This is a genomic window from Roseovarius sp. SK2 (assembly GCF_028807495.1).
In the GTDB taxonomy this organism is placed as follows: domain Bacteria; phylum Pseudomonadota; class Alphaproteobacteria; order Rhodobacterales; family Rhodobacteraceae; genus Roseovarius; species Roseovarius confluentis.
On the sequence record NZ_JARAMK010000001.1, the window covers coordinates 767,059 to 786,800 of the forward strand.

The 19,742-nt window shown below is 64.2% G+C and carries 22 protein-coding genes and 1 pseudogene; 9 read left to right on the forward strand and 14 right to left on the reverse strand.

Annotated features, from left to right (window positions below):
• Window positions 1-50: 50 nt before the first annotated feature.
• From PVV74_RS03880 to ku, 11 genes are all read right to left on the reverse strand, one after another.
• On the reverse strand, window positions 51-899 hold the full coding sequence (locus PVV74_RS03880) for an SDR family oxidoreductase (RefSeq protein WP_274592296.1): 849 nt from the start codon (window positions 897-899) through the stop codon (window positions 51-53).
• Entirely contained in the window at window positions 896-1,261 is a 366-nt protein-coding gene (locus PVV74_RS03885; RefSeq protein ID WP_245890390.1) for a hypothetical protein, read from the reverse strand. The genes PVV74_RS03880 and PVV74_RS03885 overlap by 4 nt, the downstream gene beginning before the upstream one ends.
• Before the next feature lie 98 nt (window positions 1,262-1,359).
• Window positions 1,360-1,605 (reverse strand): DUF6894 family protein, encoded by a 246-nt coding sequence (locus PVV74_RS03890; RefSeq protein WP_274592297.1) that lies wholly within the window; start codon window positions 1,603-1,605, stop codon window positions 1,360-1,362.
• Between the two features lie 20 nt (window positions 1,606-1,625).
• A complete protein-coding gene (locus PVV74_RS03895; RefSeq protein WP_274592361.1) occupies window positions 1,626-1,895 on the reverse strand; it encodes a helix-turn-helix domain-containing protein in 270 nt (89 codons plus the stop codon).
• Entirely contained in the window at window positions 1,867-2,310 is a 444-nt protein-coding gene (locus tag PVV74_RS03900; protein ID WP_274592298.1) for a Crp/Fnr family transcriptional regulator, read from the reverse strand. Before PVV74_RS03900 ends, PVV74_RS03895 begins: the two co-directional genes overlap by 29 nt.
• A gap of 10 nt (window positions 2,311-2,320) precedes the next feature.
• Window positions 2,321-2,626: an ATP-binding protein gene (locus tag PVV74_RS22870; protein ID WP_443217212.1), complete on the reverse strand. Its 306-nt coding sequence runs from the start codon at window positions 2,624-2,626 to the stop codon at window positions 2,321-2,323.
• Window positions 2,627-2,632: 6 nt separating this feature from the next.
• Complete coding sequence (locus PVV74_RS03905) at window positions 2,633-2,977, reverse strand: histidine kinase dimerization/phosphoacceptor domain -containing protein (RefSeq protein ID WP_274592299.1); 345 nt, start codon at window positions 2,975-2,977, stop codon at window positions 2,633-2,635.
• Between the two features lie 411 nt (window positions 2,978-3,388).
• The gene (locus tag PVV74_RS03910; RefSeq protein WP_274592300.1) at window positions 3,389-3,682 is read right to left on the reverse strand and encodes a hypothetical protein; all 294 of its coding nucleotides are present in this window, start codon (window positions 3,680-3,682) and stop codon (window positions 3,389-3,391) included.
• A gap of 60 nt (window positions 3,683-3,742) precedes the next feature.
• Complete coding sequence (locus tag PVV74_RS03915; RefSeq protein ID WP_274592301.1) at window positions 3,743-4,564, reverse strand: DUF305 domain-containing protein; 822 nt, start codon at window positions 4,562-4,564, stop codon at window positions 3,743-3,745.
• Window positions 4,565-4,765: 201 nt separating this feature from the next.
• Window positions 4,766-7,210 (reverse strand): DNA ligase D, encoded by a 2,445-nt coding sequence (gene ligD / locus PVV74_RS03920; RefSeq protein WP_274592302.1) that lies wholly within the window; start codon window positions 7,208-7,210, stop codon window positions 4,766-4,768.
• Window positions 7,207-8,034 (reverse strand): non-homologous end joining protein Ku, encoded by an 828-nt coding sequence (ku, locus tag PVV74_RS03925; RefSeq protein ID WP_103761818.1) that lies wholly within the window; start codon window positions 8,032-8,034, stop codon window positions 7,207-7,209. The genes ligD and ku overlap by 4 nt, the downstream gene beginning before the upstream one ends.
• 157 nt (window positions 8,035-8,191) lie before the next feature.
• On the opposite strand from ku, the gene PVV74_RS03930 reads away from it, so the two are divergent.
• Together PVV74_RS03930 and PVV74_RS03935 are read left to right on the forward strand one after the other, a co-directional pair.
• Window positions 8,192-8,956, forward strand: a complete 765-nt coding sequence (locus tag PVV74_RS03930) for a cytochrome c oxidase assembly protein (RefSeq protein ID WP_245890391.1) — start codon at window positions 8,192-8,194, stop codon at window positions 8,954-8,956.
• Window positions 8,953-9,468 (forward strand): CopD family protein, encoded by a 516-nt coding sequence (locus PVV74_RS03935; protein ID WP_103761819.1) that lies wholly within the window; start codon window positions 8,953-8,955, stop codon window positions 9,466-9,468. Before PVV74_RS03930 ends, PVV74_RS03935 begins: the two co-directional genes overlap by 4 nt.
• Here PVV74_RS03935 and PVV74_RS03940 read toward each other — a convergent pair.
• Window positions 9,438-9,956 (reverse strand): DUF2231 domain-containing protein, encoded by a 519-nt coding sequence (locus PVV74_RS03940; RefSeq protein WP_245890392.1) that lies wholly within the window; start codon window positions 9,954-9,956, stop codon window positions 9,438-9,440. The two genes, PVV74_RS03935 and PVV74_RS03940, sit on opposite strands and share 31 nt — an antisense overlap.
• Before the next feature lie 24 nt (window positions 9,957-9,980).
• Between PVV74_RS03940 and PVV74_RS03945 the strand changes: the two genes are divergently transcribed.
• The 4 genes and pseudogenes from PVV74_RS03945 to PVV74_RS03960 all read left to right on the forward strand — a co-directional run.
• Window positions 9,981-10,643, forward strand: a complete 663-nt coding sequence (locus PVV74_RS03945) for a cytochrome c oxidase subunit II (RefSeq protein WP_245890393.1) — start codon at window positions 9,981-9,983, stop codon at window positions 10,641-10,643.
• Window positions 10,640-13,123 (forward strand): cytochrome c oxidase subunit I, encoded by a 2,484-nt coding sequence (gene ctaD / locus PVV74_RS03950; protein WP_274592303.1) that lies wholly within the window; start codon window positions 10,640-10,642, stop codon window positions 13,121-13,123. The genes PVV74_RS03945 and ctaD overlap by 4 nt, the downstream gene beginning before the upstream one ends.
• Entirely contained in the window at window positions 13,120-13,437 is a 318-nt protein-coding gene (locus tag PVV74_RS03955; protein WP_274592304.1) for a hypothetical protein, read from the forward strand. The genes ctaD and PVV74_RS03955 overlap by 4 nt, the downstream gene beginning before the upstream one ends.
• 58 nt (window positions 13,438-13,495) lie before the next feature.
• Window positions 13,496-13,840, forward strand: a pseudogene (locus PVV74_RS03960) (c-type cytochrome); the annotation flags it as partial.
• Between the two features lie 172 nt (window positions 13,841-14,012).
• Here the strand turns inward: PVV74_RS03960 and PVV74_RS03965 are convergent.
• Window positions 14,013-14,174 carry a hypothetical protein gene (locus tag PVV74_RS03965; protein ID WP_170067118.1) on the reverse strand — a complete coding sequence of 54 codons (162 nt, stop codon included), beginning with the start codon at window positions 14,172-14,174 and terminating at the stop codon, window positions 14,013-14,015.
• A 414-nt stretch (window positions 14,175-14,588) separates the two neighbouring features.
• On the opposite strand from PVV74_RS03965, the gene PVV74_RS03970 reads away from it, so the two are divergent.
• The 3 genes from PVV74_RS03970 (at window position 14,589) to PVV74_RS03980 (ending at window position 18,263) form a co-directional block, all read left to right on the forward strand.
• Window positions 14,589-14,933: a hypothetical protein gene (locus tag PVV74_RS03970; RefSeq protein ID WP_274592306.1), complete on the forward strand. Its 345-nt coding sequence runs from the start codon at window positions 14,589-14,591 to the stop codon at window positions 14,931-14,933.
• Between the two features lie 63 nt (window positions 14,934-14,996).
• A complete protein-coding gene (locus PVV74_RS03975; RefSeq protein WP_274592307.1) occupies window positions 14,997-17,471 on the forward strand; it encodes a vitamin K epoxide reductase family protein in 2,475 nt (824 codons plus the stop codon).
• An 84-nt stretch (window positions 17,472-17,555) separates the two neighbouring features.
• Complete coding sequence (locus PVV74_RS03980; RefSeq protein WP_274592308.1) at window positions 17,556-18,263, forward strand: exopolysaccharide biosynthesis protein; 708 nt, start codon at window positions 17,556-17,558, stop codon at window positions 18,261-18,263.
• 704 nt (window positions 18,264-18,967) lie between these two features.
• On the opposite strand, the gene PVV74_RS03985 is transcribed toward PVV74_RS03980, so the two are convergent.
• Window positions 18,968-19,666 (reverse strand): hypothetical protein, encoded by a 699-nt coding sequence (locus PVV74_RS03985; RefSeq protein ID WP_274592309.1) that lies wholly within the window; start codon window positions 19,664-19,666, stop codon window positions 18,968-18,970.
• Window positions 19,667-19,742: the final 76 nt, after the last annotated feature.

Below are 19,742 nucleotides of genomic sequence, written 5' to 3' on the forward strand. Positions count from 1 at the left end.
GTTCCTGATCGACGGCGCGTGGAAAGGCACGGACCCGGGCCACACCGGCGTCAGTCGGCGGTGGCCTCGCCACCGTCGGGGTGCAGCACGTGACCGGTCATGAAGGAACTGTCCCGACAACTCAGGAACAGGATCGCGGGGGCCACCTCGTTGGGCTGCCCCGGGCGGCCAAGCGTGCTGGATTTGCCGAACTGCTTCACCTTTTCCGGCGGGAAGGACGCAGGGATCAATGGTGTCCAGATCGGACCTGGCGCCACGCCGTTGACCCGGATCCCGCGCGGCGCCAGCTTGTGCGCCATCGCGCGGATGAACGACAGGATCGCCCCCTTCGTGGCGGAATAGTCGATCAGCAGATCTTCCCCCCGATAGGCCGTCACCGATGTGGTGGCCACGATTGCCGCGCCTTCCCCCATATGCGGAAGCGCGGCCTGCACCATGAACATCTGTCCAAAGATATTGGTGCGGAACGTGGCCGCTATCTGCTCTTCCGACACGTCCTCGAACGCATCCTGCCCATGCTGCTCGGCGGCGTTGTTCACAAGCACATCGAGCCGACCCCATTCTCCGACGACCCTGCCGACGGCGTCGAAACAGGACGGCTTGTCGCCGACATCGCCCCGGATAGCGATACAGTCGGCCCCTTCGGCGCGTACGGCCTCGTGGGTCTCCCGGGCATCTTCGTTTTCATCGAGATAGAGAAAGGCGACCCTGGCGCCCTCTCTCGCGAAGAGCACGGCCGCCGCGCGGCCGATCCCGGAATCGCCACCGGTGATCAAGGCGACCCGGCCCTCGAGACGCCCGGATCCCGGGTATCGGGGCATGTATTCCGGGGGTGGCGACATCTCGTGTTCGAGCCCCGGCTGCTGATCCTGCACCCGGTCATCGGAATACTGCGTCATGAAAGACCTCCGTAAATGAGAAGTACCGCAAGGATGATGCTCACCACGAGAACCATCACCGTCATCACCCCCGGTCGCCGACGAGCGCCCTGTCGGTCTCCCGGACCGGGCTTGTGGTCGGCGGGCGCGGCGCGATGGCGTTCCGCGTCCTCGGCGACGGCCACTTCCTCCCGTGTGGGCGGCGCTCCGGCGGCTTCGTCATCGGTGCCCAGGGGCGCGACAGCTGGATCCCAGGCCGCGGCCTTGTCGGCCGCCCCGCCCCGGTCGATATGGTCGCGCAAACGCGCCACTCCGGCAGCGGCGCTATCTTTCCGTGCGCTGTTGGCTTCTCCATCAGTGTCTTGTCGGGTGTCGTCCGTCATTGGGAACCAACAGAACAGAGCCACGGATGTTCCTCACTCCCGTTCCAACCGCTGAAACATGCCGAGACGCGCCTGCCCTGCCCAAGCTCCATATCGCATCACGTGTACTCAAGCAGGGATTCCCCCATCACTGCCGCCATCACCACGTATATCGGTGTGCTGGTTTCGTCCCGCACGGTCACCACGTAGTTTGCTCGTTCTCCATCCGGCAAGTCATCACGGATGATCAGTGAAAGCTCTCGCATGGCGGCTTGCTTTGCTTCGTCCTTGATGTTGTAAGTGACACCATAATCGTCGACAGAGCGCTTTCGTCCGTCATTCACATCAAAATAGAAGTGGGCCACTTGGCCTCCTTTTCTCCGGGTCACTCATTCCTCTGGCGCCGCCCCGGCCCGGCATCTTCAGATCGGCCTCCAAGGTGGAGATAGGTCGCGTCGAAATCGCTGTATTCCGCTACTGCGTTAAAGTCATGCAGGCCGATCTCGCGGTCCTGCTGGGTGATCAGTCCCTTGTCACGCAGCTGGGTCATCGTGCGTTGAACATGGACCTGCGTAACCCCCACCAGATCGCCCAGCGTGGTTTGCGTGAATGGCATTCGAAACCGGTCATTCGCGGCGAGTCCGACGGCTTCCAGCCGCGTGTAGAGTTCGCAGAACCAGCGTTGCCCACCAGCAGGCCCGGCTGATCGCCGGAGAGGCCGATAGCATCTGCAAGACGTCGTCCCGCGACACGCGCGATACCCGGTTTTCCTGCAATGTGCCGATGGAATGATCCATGTGGTCGAGGATCGCGACATGCAAGTCACAGAAGTCGCCCGGCAACAGAAGCGCCAAAATAGCCCGACTGCCGTCCGGTGTGCTCTTGTAGCGGCAGGCAACTCCTGACTCGATCACGTGTACGTATTCGGTGATCTCATGCTCCTTGATCAAGTCGGTGTTGGCCGGGACGCAGCGCGAGGTCAGGGCGATCCGCTCGAGGCGCTCCATGTCCTCGCCGGAGAGCGCCGCACCGTTGCGCAGCTTGCGCGTCAGAGCGCTCAAATCTTGCATTCGATGGTCCTTACAGCGGCCAGCATACAGTGACCCGGTAGCCGCCATTCGTATGACTTTGACCACGCTGCAGACCACCCCCCAGGAATAGGGAGAGATCCCGGGTCAGCGATCGTCCATGTACAGTGGAGTCGGTGCCTCGCTTGCACTGGTTCGACCTGCCAGCCCTCGGGCCGACCCCGTCATCTTCCACCTCGAGAGTAGCATTTCCGTCCCCACAAGCATAGAGCCGGACATGAACCGTGCCGTGGCGCTGTTCCGGGAAGGCGTGCTTGATCGCGTTGAGCACCAGTTCCTGCGCGATCAGGGTGACGATCGTATGCTAGTTTTGTGCCATCTTCAGCCCAGGCTCGGCCTCGACCACGATACGAATATGGCCGTTGCAGATGCGCTGCCACTGTCGTGCCATGCTGCCAAGCAGGTCGGCCGTATCGCCCTGCGCGCCTTCGCGCGTCAGGCCGTGCAGCCTGCCGAGCGTTTCGACCAACTCGCTGACCCAGCTCAGCGCCTCGCGCGCCTCGGCTGTCTTGGCGTCCTGCAGGCTGCGCCTGACAAGGCTCGACAGGATCTGAAGCGTGTTGCCATGCCTGTGCTCCGCTTCGTTGAGCAGCAGCAACTCCTGCTCGTTTTCCCGGTCACCCGTGCCGATAGGGGTATTGGACTCCAAGTCGATTTCTCCAAGATGTTGACTGTCGTACGCGATTACGCCCGCTCCGAAACGGCAAAGCGGCGGACTGGGAAACAGGAGATGACGAGGCACCGCGTCCGCTCATCCTATCCGGGTATGTCCTGAGACCGCGACAACATAGGTTTGCTGGCGCGGCGGAAATTCCGGTCCGGCAGATCTCCGCGACATCTGGCACCGTCTGCCCGCGTGCCGGAACATCGCCGCGTCCGTTTCGTTGACTTATCAAGGTCTCCGAACCACCGCGACCCGCAGGAGGACATCCGGCTTGAGCTCCGAAACATCCCCCCAACAGTCGTCATCACCGGAGCCATTGGCCGGATCGGTCAGCAACTTCGCAAGGGCCTATCGCGTCGCTCGAAAGCCTAAGCGAGGATGCTCGGCGTCGCTGAACTATACAGACTCGGAAATTGCATATTCAAAAGGCTCACTGGAAAGTCGATCGTTTGGCGCGCGGCCTTCAAGGTCGGCGACAACCATTGCCCTTGCGCGGTTGGTGCGGCTTTTGACCGTGCCAATCCGGACACCAAAGAGCTCGGCTGCCTTAAGATATCTGTCGTCAGGCGTCACCACGACGACCAGCATCTCGCGGAAATGGCGTGTCAAGCGTCTGACGGCCTGCATGAGTTCGCCGCCCCTGACCACCACTCCTGATTTGCGAGGGTCGACAGCGTCGACGATATACAAGCCGTGTTTTCTTTTCGGCTCGGAATTCGCCGCGACATCCTAACGAATATCTGCCTACGTTCAGCAGCACCAGAAGCCGCCATACGACACGGTCGGCCCCTCGGTCATCGAGAAAATCAGCCGCGTATCGAAGCGAGGTGCATCCACCGGGTCGACGGTGACGTCGAGACCCTCGGTCGTGAAGACCGTACCGTCCTCGCGGCCCTTCAGCGAAAGGATTACACCGTTCAAATTGACGGTCGCTGTATTTCCGTCGGCCGTGGCGAGCATAATGGGATCTTCAGTGCGGGTGCGACGGAAACGACAGGTCTCACTCACAGGGCCGGCAACTGCCGGCAATGGGGCGAGATCGAGTTCCGACATCAGCGTGTTGTTCAGGGCGTCGTTCAGCGTGCCGTTTCGGGGGGCCGGATCTTCAAAGACCGCCTGCACAACCTCGTCCGCATCCAGATCGGCGACAAGAGCCCGCATCTCGGATATCTCCTTCTTCTGGGCCTCGGCGATGCTCGCTGCCAGCTTTTCCACGCGGGCATCTTCGAGCCCGGCCCGTTCCGATGTCATGATGGCGATGGAATGGTGCGGTATCATCGCCCGCATGTAGCTTTCTCCGTCAACCGTGGCCTGGCTGCGCACCAGCCAGAGCGACAGGCCGAAGAAGACAACGCTGCCTGCAAAGATGCTGATGTTGATGATTCGGCTGGGATACATGGAAGCCATGAAAGACAGCATGACGAACGCCATGGTCGCCCCCATCAAGATGGCCATATAGAGCCGGGTTTCGCTGAAGAAAACATGCTCGAATGCGTAGGTGTTCAGATACATGAGCACGAACATGATGACTGTGGAGGTCAGGATCATCAGGGCGAAGCGGATGTAGGTCATGCGGCTCTCCTTTCTTGGCATACCGGGCTCAAAGCAGGCCCGGGGGTGTCAGCGCGGGCACCGAACGGTCGACAAGTGACCGCTCGCACTTTGATCGGGGCAGGCATCAGCGCAGGGCATGCACTACGCAGCGCCTCGAAGCGGTCGTTGCGTCGAGCCGCGCCAGCATTGCACGGCCCCGCATGTGCCGCCCGAGGGCTTTCAGTCGCGAGACCAGTCTTCCAGAGCTTCCACGACCTCGGTTCCGATTCCGCGCGCCTTGGCCGACCGCAACGGACACGGGCGTTTCAGACGTGCCGCCATATCGCCCACATGAAAGCCGTCGGGACGGCTCAGGTCCTGCAACTCGGCCCAGGTCACCGGCACCGCGACCGCGGCGCCCGCGCGCGCGCGGAGGGAATAAGGAGCGATGGCGGTGGCGCCGCGCTCGTTGCGCAACCAGTCGATGAACACGCGCCCCTTGCGTTTGGTCTTGGACATGGTGGCGGTGTATCGCTTCGGGTGGCGCTCCGCGAGGACTGTGGCAAAGGTCTTGGCGAAGGTTTTCACCGTCTCCCACTCGGCAATGCGGCGCAGCGGCACGATCACGTGCACCCCCTTGCCGCCCGTGACCATGGGCGCGCTGTCCAGCCCGCAGGCGCTCAGGCCCTCGCGAACCTCTTCCGCCGCCGCCTTCACCTTGGCGAAGCCGAGACCCTCGTCGGGATCGAGATCGAACACCATCCGGTCGGGCCGTTCGATCCGGTCGCGGCGCGCGCCCCAGATGTGGAATTCCAGCGTGCCCATCTGCGCCGCGCCAACGAGGCCTTCGGGGCCGTCGACATACATGTAATCGGCTGTATCGCCGTCCTTTTCCTCGATGGGAATGGATTTGACGCCCTCGGGAAAGCCCTTGCCCGCGTGTTTCTGGAAGAAGCAATCGCCCGCGATCCCGTCGGGGCAGCGCAACAGCGCCAGGGGGCGGTCGGCCACATCATCGAGCATCCGCTCGGCGACCTGAGCGTAATGTTCCGCAACCTCGCCCTTGGTCAGCCCCGCATCGGGATAGACCCTGCGCGAGGTGCTGGAAATGCGGACGCCGGCGATGGTTTTCTCGTCGTCGCCGCTGTCGTTCTTCGCTTCGGCTCTGGCACTCACGTCCCGGGCCTCCTTGTCTTCGCGCAGGCCCTTGTAGACGCCGTGGCGTATCCGGCCTTCGCTGGTGAACTCGGCATAGTCCGCTTCGATCACCAGCCTTGGCGTGACCCAGCGGGCGCCCATTGCCTCGTCGGGCAGCTTTTCGTCAAACGGGGGTGTCTTGCGGGCAAGGGGCTTCAGGGCGGCCATCAGTTCCGCCATGTCGTCGCCGTCGAACCCCGTGCCGACGCGGCCCCGGTATATCAGCGTGCCCTTTTCGTAACTCCCCAGGATGAGGGAAGAAAACGGCCTGCCCTTCTTGTCCGAGGGCGACCATCCGGCGACCACGAATTCGGCCCGGCGGATGCACTTGGCCTTGATCCAGCTTTTGCTGCGGCCGGCGCGATAGGGGGCGTCGATGCGCTTGGAGATGAGGCCCTCGCCCCCGGCCTCGCAGATTGCGGCAAGGGCAGCCGCACCATCGCCCTCGATCACCGGGCTGAGGCGGAGCGGCCCGCGGGGCGGCTGCCCGTCCATGAGCCCTTCCAGCGCCTCGCGCCGTTCCGAGAGCGGCTTGCCGGTCAGATCCTCGCCATCGAGGACAAGGATGTCGAAGAGGTAGCATGTGAGCGGGTCGCCGGCCTTCAGTGCTTTCTGGAGCGTCGAGAAGTCCCCTCCCCCGGCCCCGGCGATCACTTCCCCGTCGATCAGGGCCGAGCCACACGCCAACGCCGCCGCCGGTTCACAGAGCGCCCCGAACCGGTCCGACCAGTCCTTGCCGTTGCGCGAGTAGAGCCGCACCCCGCCCTTGCCCACGGCGATCACGCAGCGATAGCCATCGAACTTGGCCTCGTGCTGCCAGCCCTCGCCGTCGGGCGGGGCGTCGCGCAGGGTGGCAAGCTGAACTTTGCGGAAGCGGGGCAGCGGCTTGGTGTGTTTCGCGGGGGTGGCGGCGTGTTTGCCCCCGGCAATGGCGCGCATCGCCCGACCCGTGGTGACCGAGGTGCGGTGCTTGTTGGTCAGCGCATCGGCGGTGCGCCCGGCAAAATCGTCGCGTTCCTTGATCAGCAGCCAGTTCTCGCGTTTCTCGCCCTTTTTTCCGCGCATCCGCACCAGCGCCCAGCCGCCTTTCATCCGCGCGCCATGAAGCCTGAAATGCAGCTTGCCTTCCTTCAAACCCTCCTCGGGATGGTGCAGGGGTTCCCACCAGCCGTTGTCCCACAGCATGACGGTGCCGCCGCCGTATTCGTCCTTCGGGATGGTGCCCTCGAAACCGCCATAGGACACCGGGTGATCCTCGGTGCGCACCGCGAGGCGCTTTTGCGACGGCTCGGTCGAGGGGCCCTTGGTGACGGCCCAGGACAGCAGCACACCGCCCAGTTCCAGGCGAAAGTCGTAGTGTAGGCGGCTCGCGTCGTGTTTCTGGACAACGAAGGACAGGCGCTCGCCGCCGGCCTCGACAAGCTCGGCGCGGGGCTCCGGCGTGACGTCGAAATCCCGCTTCTCGCGATATGCGTCCAGGGATCTCACGAGGCCTTCTTGCGGCGGGTGGACTTGCCGCCCTTGCTCTGCTTCAGGCTTTTCTTCAGCGCATCCATCAGATCGACCACGTTCTCCGCCTCGGCGTCGCCGCCGTCATCCGCGGCCTTGGCGCGGGGTGTCTTCTTCGATTTCATCTTGGCCGAGATCAGGTCCTTGAGAGCCGCCGCGTAGTGATCCTCGAAGGCCGAAGCGTCGAAAGGCGCGGTCTTCTTGTCGATCAGCTGCGTGGCGACCTCCAGCAGTTCCTCGTCCGAGGCGTCGTCCTCGATCCCTGAGAACAAAGGATCGGCGTCGCGAATATCATCCTCGTAGTGCAGCGTCTCCATCAGCAGTCCGTCGCCGCAGGGGCGAATGGCGCATAGGTATTCCTTGCCGCGCATGGTCAGCTGACCGAGACCCGCCTTCTTCGTTTGCCGCAGGGCATCGCGAACCACGCGATAGGCATCTTCCGCAAGCTCGTCGGAGGGCACGACGTAATAGGGCCGGTCGAACCAGATGGGCGCGATTTCCGAGGTCTCGACGAACTGGACGAGTTCCAGCGTCTTTTTCGTCTCCAGCTTGATCGCGTCGATCTCGTCCTTGTCGAGCAGGATATAGTCCCCGTCCTCGGTCTCGTAGCCCTTCATGATGTCATCGTTCTCGACGGGGCCGACCCCCTGAACCGCCTTCTGGTAGCGGACGGGCTTGCCCGAGGGCTTGTGGATCTGGCGGAACGACACGCGCGAAGAGGAATCGCGGGCGGAATGGATTTCCACCGGAATGGACACCAGCGACAGGCGAAGCTGTCCTATCCAGAGAGCGCGTGATGCCATGATCCTTGCCTTTCCTGCCGCGCGGGGTGCAACGTCGGGGAGTCAACGTCCGAACCGGCGCAGGAGTTCAACGCGGGCCTTTCCGGGGCGCGGCGCGGTCAGCGGCCGCGGAAACATTCGGTGGGATTGCGGGTTTGGGTTTGATAGGAAGAAAGTCGTGCGGCAGGCCCACCTTGCCGCCACGCGCAACGAAGCGACGGATAGGCCCGGGGAGTTTCTGATCATGGACGGGATCTACTGCGGACAACCGCCGCCGCCCGCGGAGCTTTGGACAAGCTGGAACCTCGATCCGGCGGTTCTCGCGGCGCTTTTGGGGCTGACGGCGCTGCTGCGGCGCGAGCCTGCCGGGCTGGCGGCTGTCGCGGTGATGTTCGTCGCGTTCGTTTCGCCCTTGTGTGCGCTTTCCTCTGCCCTGTTTTCGGCACGGGTGCTGCATCACGTTCTTCTGGTGGCGGTGGCGGCGCCGCTTCTGGCGGTGGTCTGGCGCGGGCGCGGCAGGCCCGGCCCGGCCCTGCCCTTTTCGGTTTCGACGGCGGTGCTGTGGATATGGCACGTCCCGGCAAGCTATGACTTGGCGTTGTCCAACGTGGCGGTCTACTGGCTGATGCAACTGACGTTGCTTGGCAGCGCCGTCTGGTTCTGGCGGGGCATCTTCGCCATCGAGGATGCACCCATCGACCGGCTGGTCTTCGTGGTGGCTGGGTTTGCGCAGATGGGCATGCTTGGCGCGATCCTGACATTCGCCCCCGCGCCGCTATACGCGGCGCATGCCGTGGCACCGTTTCTCTGGGGCCTCACGCCGCTTCAGGACCAGCAGCTGGGCGGGCTGATCATGTGGGTGCCGACCGGTGTTCCCTACGCGGCGGCCGCCATCGTCGTGGCCCGGCGCTCCTGGTCACACCTGTCCTCGGGTCCGGCATGACAATCGACTGGATCCTCTCGACCGTGCCGCTGCTCAAGCTGCTGCATGTCGCCGGGCTGACGCTGTGGTGCGGCGGACTGCTGGTTCTGCCCCTCATGCTGGCCCGCCATGACCCTGCCGTCGTCGCCGACGATTATCGCATCATCCGGCACGCCACCCATATGACCTACACAATGATCGTCACCCCCGCCGCCGTGCTGACCGTCATCGCGGGAACCTGGCTGATCTTCCTGCGCGAGGTTTTCGTGCCGTGGCTTTATGCCAAGCTCGCTTTCGTTGCGCTCCTTGTCGCCGTCCACGCCTGGATCGGCCACGTTCTGGTGAAGGTCGCCGAGAAGCCGGGCCGACATCGGCCGCCGCACCCCCTGCTGCCCGTCGCGGCCGCACTGGTGCCCTGCCTGTTCATACTCACCCTTGTGCTGGCGAAACCGACGCTGGACTGGATCAGCTTTCCCGAATGGATGACCGAACCCCGTGGCGGTCAGTTGCCCTTGGACGTCCCCAGCCGGTAATCGAAGACGAGCTTGCCCCCATGCCATCCCGTGAAGCCCACCACGCAGACGCAAAGAGCCGACATCAGGATGCCGTAGGGCAGCACCGCCTCCTGATATCCGTAGAGCCGCTGACCCCAGTTGGCCCCCAGAAGGGCCAGCAATGTGACAGCGATGATGAAATGCGTCCAGGCCGGGGCCCGCGCGCGGATACCCGGCACGAACAGCAATTCGGCCGTGCCGGAAAGTCCCGCGAACATCCCGAACAGGAAGCCGGTGCCCGCGGCCCACAAGGCCGCGCGTGCCCAGAACGCGTCGCCCGTCCACCAAAACAGCGCATCTGCCCCCAGGGTGCAGAAGGTCAGAGCGACTGGGAACGCCACGCTCATCGCATGGATCGGATGGCCCAGGATCGCGATCTGCGATTCCGTTTCGCCAAAGCCGGGACGTTCGCTGACCGGATCGATCAGTTCCTCGTCTTCCTCGTTCACCATCGGTTCCATCGCCATGCAGCCCCACTGTGCCGGATTGCCTTGGGGACCACAACGCTTGTGACGCTTGCAGGTTGCGAAGGGGCGCTATCCGTCGTCGATCCGGCCGGACCGGCCGCGCGCGAGATCGCGACCCTGTGGTGGGTGCTGCTGGCGGGGGCGACGCTGATCTTCGCCTTGGTAATGGTGCTGACGGCCCTGCCCTTTCTCCGCCGTGATGGACCGGGCAGCGAAAGGCACGGCATTCGCACCTGGGTGATCGGCCTTGGCCTGGCCTTTCCGATGGCCGTGCTTGCCGCGCTGCTGGCCTACGGCCTGGTGATCGGTGAACGCTTGCTGCCACGCGCCGGCGACGAGGTCGTCGAGGTCGCCGCGACCGGCAGCCGCGACGGCTGGTTGTTCACCTATCCCGACGCAGCCGACCGGACGACCAGCGCGGTACTGCACATTCCCGCCGGGCGGCCGGTCGATGTGGTGATCACGACCGGAGACGTGATCCACGCGTTCTGGGTACCCCGACTTGCCGGCAAGCTCGATGCGATCCCCGGCCATGTGAACATCCTGCGGATCGAGGCCGACGCGCCGGGCACCTACCGGGGACTCAGCGCAGAGTTCAGCGGCGCCGGCTACGGCGACCTGACCTTCACCGTCACCGCGCATGACGCGGCCGGCTGGACGGCCTTCCTTGCAGGTGAACCCGAATGAACGCACTCCGACGCCATCGCGCCCTCTCTCGCATCTGGGCGTCCGAGCCGGGCTTCCGCGGCTGGTTCTCGACCGTGAACCATACCGACCTGGGGCGGATGTTCCTTGTCACCGCCTTCTTCTTCTTCGTCGTCAGCGGGCTTCTGGCGATGCTGATCCGCGCCCAGCTTGCCACGCCGCATTCGGCCTTCGCGGGGCCCGAGATCTACAACCAGATCTTCACCATGCACGGGACCATCATGATGTTCCTCTTCGCCATCCCCACCTTCGAGGGGCTGGCGGTCTATCTGCTGCCCAAGATGCTGGGCACCCGCGACCTGGCCTTCCCGCGGCTTACGGCCTATGGCTACTGGTGTTACGCCTTCGGCGGAACGATGCTTCTGGTGTCGATGCTGCTGGGAATCGCCCCCGATAGCGGCTGGTTCATGTACCCGCCGCTCAGCGGCGCGATCCATTCGCCGGGAATCAACACCGATTTCTGGCTGATCGGCATCACCTTCGTCGAGATTTCGGCCATCGCGGCGGCGGTCGAGATCACCGTCTCGATCCTGAAATTCCGTGCGCCGGGCATGTCTCTGGACAGGATGCCGATCTTCGCCTGGTATGCGCTTGTTACCGCGCTGATGATCCTGACGGGGTTTCCGCCGCTGATCCTCGGCTCCGTGCTGCTGGAAGTCGAGCGCGCCTTCGGCCTGCCGTTCTTCCAGGCCGAGCTGGGGGGCGACAGCCTGCTCTGGCAGCACCTGTTCTGGCTGTTCGGCCACCCCGAGGTCTACATCATCTTCCTGCCTGCCGCGAGCGTGATCTCGACCGTGCTGCCGGTGATGTGCCGCACCGCCCTGCTGGGCTACGGCTGGATCGTCGCGGCGGCGGTGGCGCTGGCCTTCCTGTCCTTCGGCTTGTGGGTCCACCACATGTTCACCACCGGCATCCCGCACATGGGACTGGCCTTCTTCTCGGCCGCCTCGACGCTGGTGGCGGTGCCAACGTCGGTGCAGATCTTCGCGTGGATCGGCACGATGTGGCGGGGCCGGCCCGAACTGCACATGCCGATGCTGCACATCATCGGCTTCTTCGTGACCTTCGTGATCGGCGGGCTGACCGGCGTGATGGTCGCCATGGTGCCCTTCGACTGGCAGGTGCATGACACCGCCTTCGTCACCGCGCATCTGCACTATGTCCTGTTCGGCGGCTTCGTCTTTCCGGTGCTGGCCGGGATCTACTACTGGCTGCCGCATGTCACCGGGCGAAAGCGGTTCTTCCGGTTGGGGGAATTCGCCTTCGTACTGGTTTTCACCGGATTCCACGTGACCTTCCTGGCCATGCACTGGGTCGGCCTCCTGGGCCAGCGCCGACGCATCCCGACCTATGCGCCCGAGGATGGCTGGACCGCGATCAACCTGGTGTCCTCCGTCGGCAGTTTCGTGCTGGCGATCGGTCTGGCGATGGTCCTCTTGGATATCATCCTCAATTCCGTCACGGCCGTGCGGGGCCGGCGCGATCCCTGGAAGGCGGGCACGCTGGAATGGGCAATGATGGTGCCGCCTCCGCCCTACAACTTCGCCAGCCTTCCGCAGGTCACCGACCGCGAGCCGCTGGCCCGGAACCCGGACCTCGCTCTGCGGCTGGCCCGCGGCGAAGGCTACCTGGACAGCCCCCGGCAGGGCTGCCGCGAGACGCTGACCGTCGACGTCGCCTCCGGCCGACCGGATTTCCACGTAACCTACCCGTCGAACACCCGACTGCCGATCGTGATGTCGGCGGTCACGGGCCTGTTCTTTCTGTCGCTCCTGCTCAAGCTCTACTGGCTGACCCCCCTGGCCCTCGCCGGCGTGGCAGCGCTGGCCTGTCGCTGGGTCTGGGCGCTGGGCCGTCGCGACGATCTGCCCGCGCAGGACGTCGGCCACGGGCTGGAATTGCCCCCCGCGGCCGCGACCGACCGCGGGCCGGGCTGGTGGGGGTCGGTGTTCCTGCTGACGGCGAACGCCACCTTCTTCGGGTCGCTCCTGTTCGGGTTCGCCTTTCTCTGGACCGTCGCCCCGGGCTGGCCGCCGCCTGCGTGGTTCACCCCCTCGGGCCTGGAGGTAGGCATCGGCCTGGCGGGCGCGGCCACCGGACCCTTGGCCATGCGGGTGGCGATCCGGGCGGTGCGCCGCGACGCCAACGTGCTGGCCGCGCTTGGCCTGTCCTTCGCCGCCGCCTGCGCCATCGGGATCGCCTGCGCGGCGATGATGCTGCGCGCGCCGGACCCGGACGGGCACGCCTATGGCGCGACGCTGACGGTGCTGGGCGCCTACGGTCTGGTCCACGCGGGACTGGCCGCGCTGATGATTGCCGTCCTGACCGCCAAGGTCCGGGGCGGGCTGACCTCGGCCCGGCGCCGGGCGGATTTTCCGGTGGCTGGCCTTTGGATCAACTACTTGGCCGCTACTGCAACACTGATCCTTTTGGCCGCGCACCTGCCCGGGTTTCTGCCATGACGGATGTGCTGCGTATTCTGGTGTCGCCCCTGCTGTGGCTGGCCGCGTTCAGCGCGGTCTACGGACTGCACGGATCGATCTGCGGCCACGGCCTGACGGGGACGGTGTCCGGCGTGGCGCTGCCCGGTCTGCTGCTGGGCGCAGGCTATGCCCTGGCGGTCCTGGCGCAACTGGCGCTTCTGGCGGCGCACTACTTCTGGCCGCACCCGTCATCCGACCTGGTCCGCTTCGTCAGCCGCGCCGGGGGGTGGGTGGGTCTGGTCGCCACGATCTGGACGCTTCTGCCGGTTGTGCCCATTACGACATGCAATTGAGGTGCAACTTTGAGTTTGTAGGTTCCCGTCACACCCTCACGAGGCGCGCCATAGTCGGGTGGCGCCGGAAGGACCTGCTCGCCATCTTCTCGACCGGGCGCAACGCCCATGCGGCAGTCAACGGCGAGATGCAGTTGGTCATCCGGAATTCCACCCAGTTCATGAGCGCAGAGGACCTCGCTGCCATGTCGGCCTTCCTCTTGGGGCTGAACGGCAGCGGCGCGGCGCCGGAACGCTCCGGCGACAGGACCGGGACCGTGGCCCTGATCGCCTCGGCCGACCCGGACATGCCCCTGGGGCACGGCTCTACACCGACAACTGCAACGCCTGCCATTTCGCCGACGGGCACGGCGCCGACGAGGTCTTTCCCGAACTCGATGGCAATGCGCTGGTCACGGCGGAAAGCTCGACGGGTCTGATCTCGATGATCCTGAACGGGTCGGAACTGCCCTCGACACCCAAGCGTCCCTACACGCTGCGGATGTCCGGATTTGCAGACAGGTTAACGATCTCACGCTTGAGCTTGCCGTTATCGTCACCTGACGCTTGCGCGGCGCCATTTGCCGAGTCATCGGTCACGGCAAATCCTCCGCGATTGGGCGCCGCCCATACTTGCCCTGCTCCTCTTCCAGAATGCGCCGAACCTCTGCGAGCAATGCCGCAGCCTTGCCGTCGGGTGCGCCATGCTCGGCGCTCTCTGCCGCCAGGTCGGTCAAGACCGAGTTCAGGAAGTTCATTCTTTCGCTCCAGGAATATCCCTCTTCGGCGAGAACCTCTTACAACTCTTCCGGGGAAATCCAATCTCCATTCCGCGTTCGCAATTGACGGCTGTTTTCCTGCGTCATAACCCGGATCCTCCTGCAGGGGAAACCGCCTGTGATCGCGGCAGTTCCCAGCAGCGCGCGCCCTGCCTCGATGCGGCGTCTGTCCGCTGAATCCATCCAGTCTCCGGCAAGGGCGAGGCCGCGATCGGGGCCAATATGGATACTGTCATTCAAGGTGAGGCCATCACCGGGTTTCGTCTCCAACATTTGTTGGGCGCGACTCTTTGTGAGCAAAGAAACGCTCCCTCACAGCGAGCACCCCTCGAAACATTATCCGCGCGCATCTGTTAGTCGAATTCATCACCAGTGTGCTCGTAAGAGGTTCAAATGAACTCCGAAACCGACCTCATGGATCAAAAGCACGGCGACATTTCCATGCCATTCCAAGGCCCCGTCGCTGCGCCGCTGGGCACGGACGACGAAGCGGCGGGAACTCCGCCGAGCGCGGCACAGGTGTCAACGGCAATGCAACGAGAGGCGAACCGATACGCGAGCGCCGACCGTAAGCCGGGCTCAGAGGACATCCAAGGCGACGGATCCCGGCAACCCGCCCGGTGGGTCGTCGCGGGTTTCTGGCACTGGCGGCCGTGGCAATCGCTTTCATCGTTGCGTGATTGGAACGCGGCGGATCGGCCTGTGTTGAATCAAGAGACTTGGTCATCGCGTGACTGACTGTCCGGCTTTCACATCCGGCGCGGTGGACAATTTTGGCCCACGGAACACCGGGAGAACTGCATGACCGAAAACACGGAGAATGATCGGCGGAAACCCCTGGTTTTGATCACCGGCGCAGCCGGAAATCTCGGTGGCGCCCTGAAGCGGCGGCTGGCTGATGACTACCGGGTGGCCGGCCTCGACCTGCAGGAAGCTGAGGACATCTTCGCTTTCGATATCACCGATGCGGCGTCGGTCGGCAGCGCAATGGAACAGGTGCGATCACAGCATGGCGATCACATAGCCGCCGTCATCCACCTTGCCGCCTATTTCGACTTCTCGGGCGAGGAAAGCCCGCTCTACGAGAAGGTCAACGAGGAGGGCACCCGCAACCTGCTGCGCGGGCTGCGGCAGTTCCGCGTCGACCGTTTCATCTATTCCGGCACCATGCTGGTGCACCGCCCCTCGGCCCCCGGGATTCCGGTCACCGAAGACACTCCGGTGGAGCCGGGCTGGGCCTATCCCGCCTCGAAGGCGCGCACCGAGGAGGTGATCCGGGCCGAACATGGCGGCATCCCCTATGCCTTGCTGCATCTTGCCGGCCTTTATGACGAACGAACAGCCGTGCCCACGCTGGCCGAGCAGATCCGCCGCATCTACGAACGCGACCCGAAATCGCACGCGTATTCCGGCGACCTGTCCACTGGCCAATCCTTCCTGCACAAGGACGACATGCTCGAGGCCTTCGCCCGCACGGTCGACCGCCGGGACAATCTGTCCGAGGACGTGACGATCCTGATCGGCGAGCGCGAGGCCATGGGCTATGATGCGCTGCAACGGCGCATCGCGCAGCTGATCCACGGCACCGAAGACTGGCAGACGCTCTCGGTCCCCAAGCCGATCGCCGCCGCCGGGGCCTGGGCGCAGGTGAAGGCCGAGCCGGTCGTGCCGGATGATTTCGACCATGGCGAGGAGCCTTTCATAAAGCCGTTTATGGTCAGAATGGCGGATGACCATTACGAGCTCGACATCTCCCGCGCCGAAGAATTGCTGGGGTGGACGCCGAAGCATTCGATCCGCGAGGAATTGCCGGCGATGATCGCCAGGCTGAAGAACGACCCGGAGGGCTGGTATGAGGCCAATGGTCTAACTAAGCCGCACTGGCTTCAGGCCGCGAAGGATCGTAACGACCCCGAAGCATTGCGCAGACGTCACGAAGACCAGTTCCGCACCGCTCATGCCCGAAACGTGTGGGCGCAGTTCCTCAACATCGGGCTGGGGGCCTGGATGATCACCGCTCCGGTGATCCTGGGCTACACCGACCTGACCGGCTTACTGGTCAGCGACATTGCTGCGGGGGTCCTGGTGGTGATCGGAAGTTTCCTGGCGCTCTCCTGGCGCGCCGCACTGGTCCGCTGGGGGGTCGCCGCGGTCGCCGCCTGGATCATGACCGCGCCGCTGGTATTCTGGACCGAAAGTGCCGCGGCCTACCTCAACGGCACGCTGGCGGGGGCGGCGATCTTCGGCCTCGCGGTCTGCACCCGCCCCGCGCCGGGGATCGGCACCATGTCGGCCACAACCGGGCCGACGATCCCGCCCGGCTGGGATTACTCTCCGTCCGACTGGACCCAGCGGATGCCGGTGATCGGGCTGGCCTTCATCGGGCTCTTTGTGTCGCGCTACCTCGCCGCCTACCAGATGGGCCACGTGGACGGGGTATGGGAGCCGTTTTTCCCAGGCGCGCCCGACAATCCGCAGAACGGCACCGAAGAAATAATCACCTCGGACATCTCCGAGGCCTGGCCGGTGCCGGACGCGGGCCTTGGCGCGCTGACCTACCTGCTGGAAATTCTCATCGGCTTCATCGGCTCGGCCCGCCGCTGGCGCACGATGCCCTGGCTGGTGCTCATCTTCGGCATCATGATCGTTCCCCTGGGCGTGATCTCCATCACCTTCATCATCATCCAGCCGATCTTGCTAGGCACGTGGTGCACGCTCTGCCTGATCACCGCCGCCGCCATGCTGGTCCAGATCCCCTATGCGGTGGACGAGCTGATCGCGACCTGCCAGTTCCTGCGCCGCCGTCACCGGGCGGGCGCTCCGATCCTGCGGGTCTTCCTGACCGGCGACACCGATGACGGGCCGGACGACCGCCGCGACGAAAGCTTCGAACGGCCCGCCGGCGCCGTGGCGCGCGAGATGCTGGGCGGCGGCGTGAGCGTGACCTGGGGCCTGGTAGTCAGCGTGGTGATCGGCACCTGGCTGATGTTCACCCGGCTGACCTTGGGCACCGAAGGCACCTTGGCCAACACCGACCACCTGATCGGCGCGCTGGCAGTCACCATCGGGGTCAGCGCCATGGCCGAGAGCATTCGCGCCGCGCGGTTCCTCAACGTCTGCCTCGGCGCAGCGCTGGTCATCTGCGCGCTGGTGATGGAGGCGACCTGGGTCCAGAGCGGCGCTGACATCGCCGCCGGGCTGGCATTGATGGCCGTCAGCCTGCCGCGCGGACCAGTCCGCCACAGCTACGGCGGCTGGTCGCGCGTGGTGGTATGAGCAGGGTTCGCAAGCCTGCCGCTCGCAGACGGTGCGGCGCTCTTCCCGGGGCCAGCGGTGGTCGTCTGGCTCTCGGGCACGCGAATGTCCCGGCTGATCGATGGAGTGCGGGCGCCGGGTGCCATCACTTCGCTCGCCGGGATCGCGGCTGCACTGTTTGCCTCGGTGGCACCGTCCTGTCGGTCACACTCGGATGACGGAGAAACCGGCATGCACCACCCCGCGACCCATGCACTGAGCGATGTTCTCGACGAACTCGAGCGCTCCGTTTCGGGTGAGGAGATTTCGGTCGAGGATGTGGTCGATACGCTTGGTCACTCTTCCTTCGCCGGGCTGATGCTGGCCTTCTCGCTGGTCTCCACCTCGCCGGCCAGCGCCATCCCCGGGATCACCGCCGTGGTGGCGGCGCTGGTCTTCATCCTCGTGGCGCAGATGATGGTGGGGCGAAAGAGCGTCTGGCTTCCGGGTTTCGTCACCCGTCGGAGGTTGTCGACCGTGAAGCTCTGCAAGGGCATCCGCTGGCTGCGGCGGCCCGTCCGCCTTGTCGAGCGCTTCCTGAAACCGCGACTGACCTGGCTGTTTGACCATCCTTGGACGTGGCTGCCACTGACCCTCGTGATGGCGCTCACGTTGTTCATGCCGTTCATGGAGATCGTGCCAACGTCCGGCTCCATAGCTTCGGCCGTGATCGCGCTCTTCGCCGCCAGCCTGTTGACCCGCGACGGCGTGCTGGCGCTTGTTTCGCTCGGCCTGCTGTCGATATTGCCTGTAGCGATCTATTATTGGGTCTGACACCAGAGCGGGCAATTCGGCTATTGCCACCATGAGGGCGGTCCGGATTTCTGAGGGTTTCTTGACGAATGTGAAACGACCGTCTTTGCAGCCATGTGCACCTCAGGTGCTACGACAGCCTATAAACTCGCCATCATGGATGCGGGACGCGAATGGTCTGACCTGAGGCTACCAGAAGAACAGCCCCAACGGCTACCGCTCGGTACAGCATGTCTCCCCAATCCATCACTGGATCGAACTGTCGGAAACGGAGACCGGGTTCAGTCTCCAATTGCCGCGGATTACATCCTCATCGTCGCGCAGATGGGCAAGGCCGACGGCGTCAAGACGCTAACGTCAGACACGGATCAGATCAATTGATTAAGGGTAGGTCGCGCAGATACTTGTTATGCAATCTCGGAAACTCGGCATTTGAGTCGCCTAAGTCTCCAAGATTTTTCTTCCGCAGGCTCAGGATTGACACCATATCCTTATATTTGTTATTTTTTAATTATTATCAATTACTTAGCAAGAAATCCTACCACCCCAGCCACGCACTTTCTGCAATCCAGACCATGCAAGGTAAACTCGGCATTCTGCCGTGGTTTCAAAGCCTTGCGGGATGGCCGCGTTCCCTGAGACCGGAATGCGCCGCTCAAATGGCCGGCAAATACGGCAATGTCTCAGGTCGCCATTTTCACCATACGAGGTTGAGAAGAGTGGTATCAGAGGGTCGCCAGAAGCTGGCGCTGCTCGGTCCAATCCGAGGGCACGTCATGCCGCAGGCACCACTCGGATGTGAAGCCGATGGGTTGCCGGCCTTCGAGGACATCGCGAACGATGTCGGGCGCAAGGAACGCGAGACCGACGAGTTGCTGGACGCGCCGTTTCGAAGTACCTTCGCTTGCCGCAATCTCAGAGATCGTCTCGCCAGCCTTGATCCGTTCGAACCAGGCATGCGCCTTCGCAATATTGCGGATCAGGGTGCCGTCTGTCTCAGGTACTGCATCGTCGAAGATGATCTTCGTTTCCACGCCTCGCTTGCGCAGCTGGAACGGAAACGATCGGTTGAGCCGGGTTCGATCCAGATGTTCCGGAGCAATGCCGATCAGATCTGCAATGGTACCGGCGTCAAGCCGCAGCTCGAGCTGCCCGGGCATGATGTCTATCCGGCCCACCAGGCCGAGAAGCGCCGCGGGATCAGCATCTGCAGCATGAGCGGCCAGCGTTGCGGCATGCCGACCGATGGCATCGGCGGACGCGCCCCGTACGAGCTTCGCCGCGAAGCCATGCTTGGCAAGCATCATCTGGACGAGCTTGCCGACCTTGGTCTCAAACTCCTCGGCAGGGAGACGCCAGGCATCAGAGTGAGCCTCTCCCGCCTGCGCGACCAGCCGATGAGAGATGTAATACCGCAGGCGCACGCCCTTCCTTGTCTTCGAATGCGACGGCGTGAGTCGGTCCCCGGTCTCGTCGAAGAGCTTGCCGCAAAGCAGGCTC

Coding starts and splice junctions, on each gene's coding strand:
- PVV74_RS03880 (WP_274592296.1), bottom strand. CDS start 899: ATGACGCAGTATTCCGATGACCGGGTGCAGGATCAGCAGCCGGGGCTC.
- PVV74_RS03885 (WP_245890390.1), bottom strand. CDS start 1,261: ATGACGGACGACACCCGACAAGACACTGATGGAGAAGCCAACAGCGCA.
- PVV74_RS03900 (WP_274592298.1), bottom strand. CDS start 2,310: ATGCAAGATTTGAGCGCTCTGACGCGCAAGCTGCGCAACGGTGCGGCG.
- PVV74_RS03915 (WP_274592301.1), bottom strand. CDS start 4,564: ATGACCTACATCCGCTTCGCCCTGATGATCCTGACCTCCACAGTCATC.
- ku (WP_103761818.1), bottom strand. CDS start 8,034: ATGGCATCACGCGCTCTCTGGATAGGACAGCTTCGCCTGTCGCTGGTG.
- PVV74_RS03935 (WP_103761819.1), top strand. CDS start 8,953: ATGACAATCGACTGGATCCTCTCGACCGTGCCGCTGCTCAAGCTGCTG.
- PVV74_RS03940 (WP_245890392.1), bottom strand. CDS start 9,956: ATGGCGATGGAACCGATGGTGAACGAGGAAGACGAGGAACTGATCGAT.
- ctaD (WP_274592303.1), top strand. CDS start 10,640: ATGAACGCACTCCGACGCCATCGCGCCCTCTCTCGCATCTGGGCGTCC.
- PVV74_RS03955 (WP_274592304.1), top strand. CDS start 13,120: ATGACGGATGTGCTGCGTATTCTGGTGTCGCCCCTGCTGTGGCTGGCC.
- PVV74_RS03965 (WP_170067118.1), bottom strand. CDS start 14,174: ATGAACTTCCTGAACTCGGTCTTGACCGACCTGGCGGCAGAGAGCGCC.
- PVV74_RS03970 (WP_274592306.1), top strand. CDS start 14,589: ATGAACTCCGAAACCGACCTCATGGATCAAAAGCACGGCGACATTTCC.
- PVV74_RS03975 (WP_274592307.1), top strand. CDS start 14,997: ATGACCGAAAACACGGAGAATGATCGGCGGAAACCCCTGGTTTTGATC.
- PVV74_RS03980 (WP_274592308.1), top strand. CDS start 17,556: ATGTCCCGGCTGATCGATGGAGTGCGGGCGCCGGGTGCCATCACTTCG.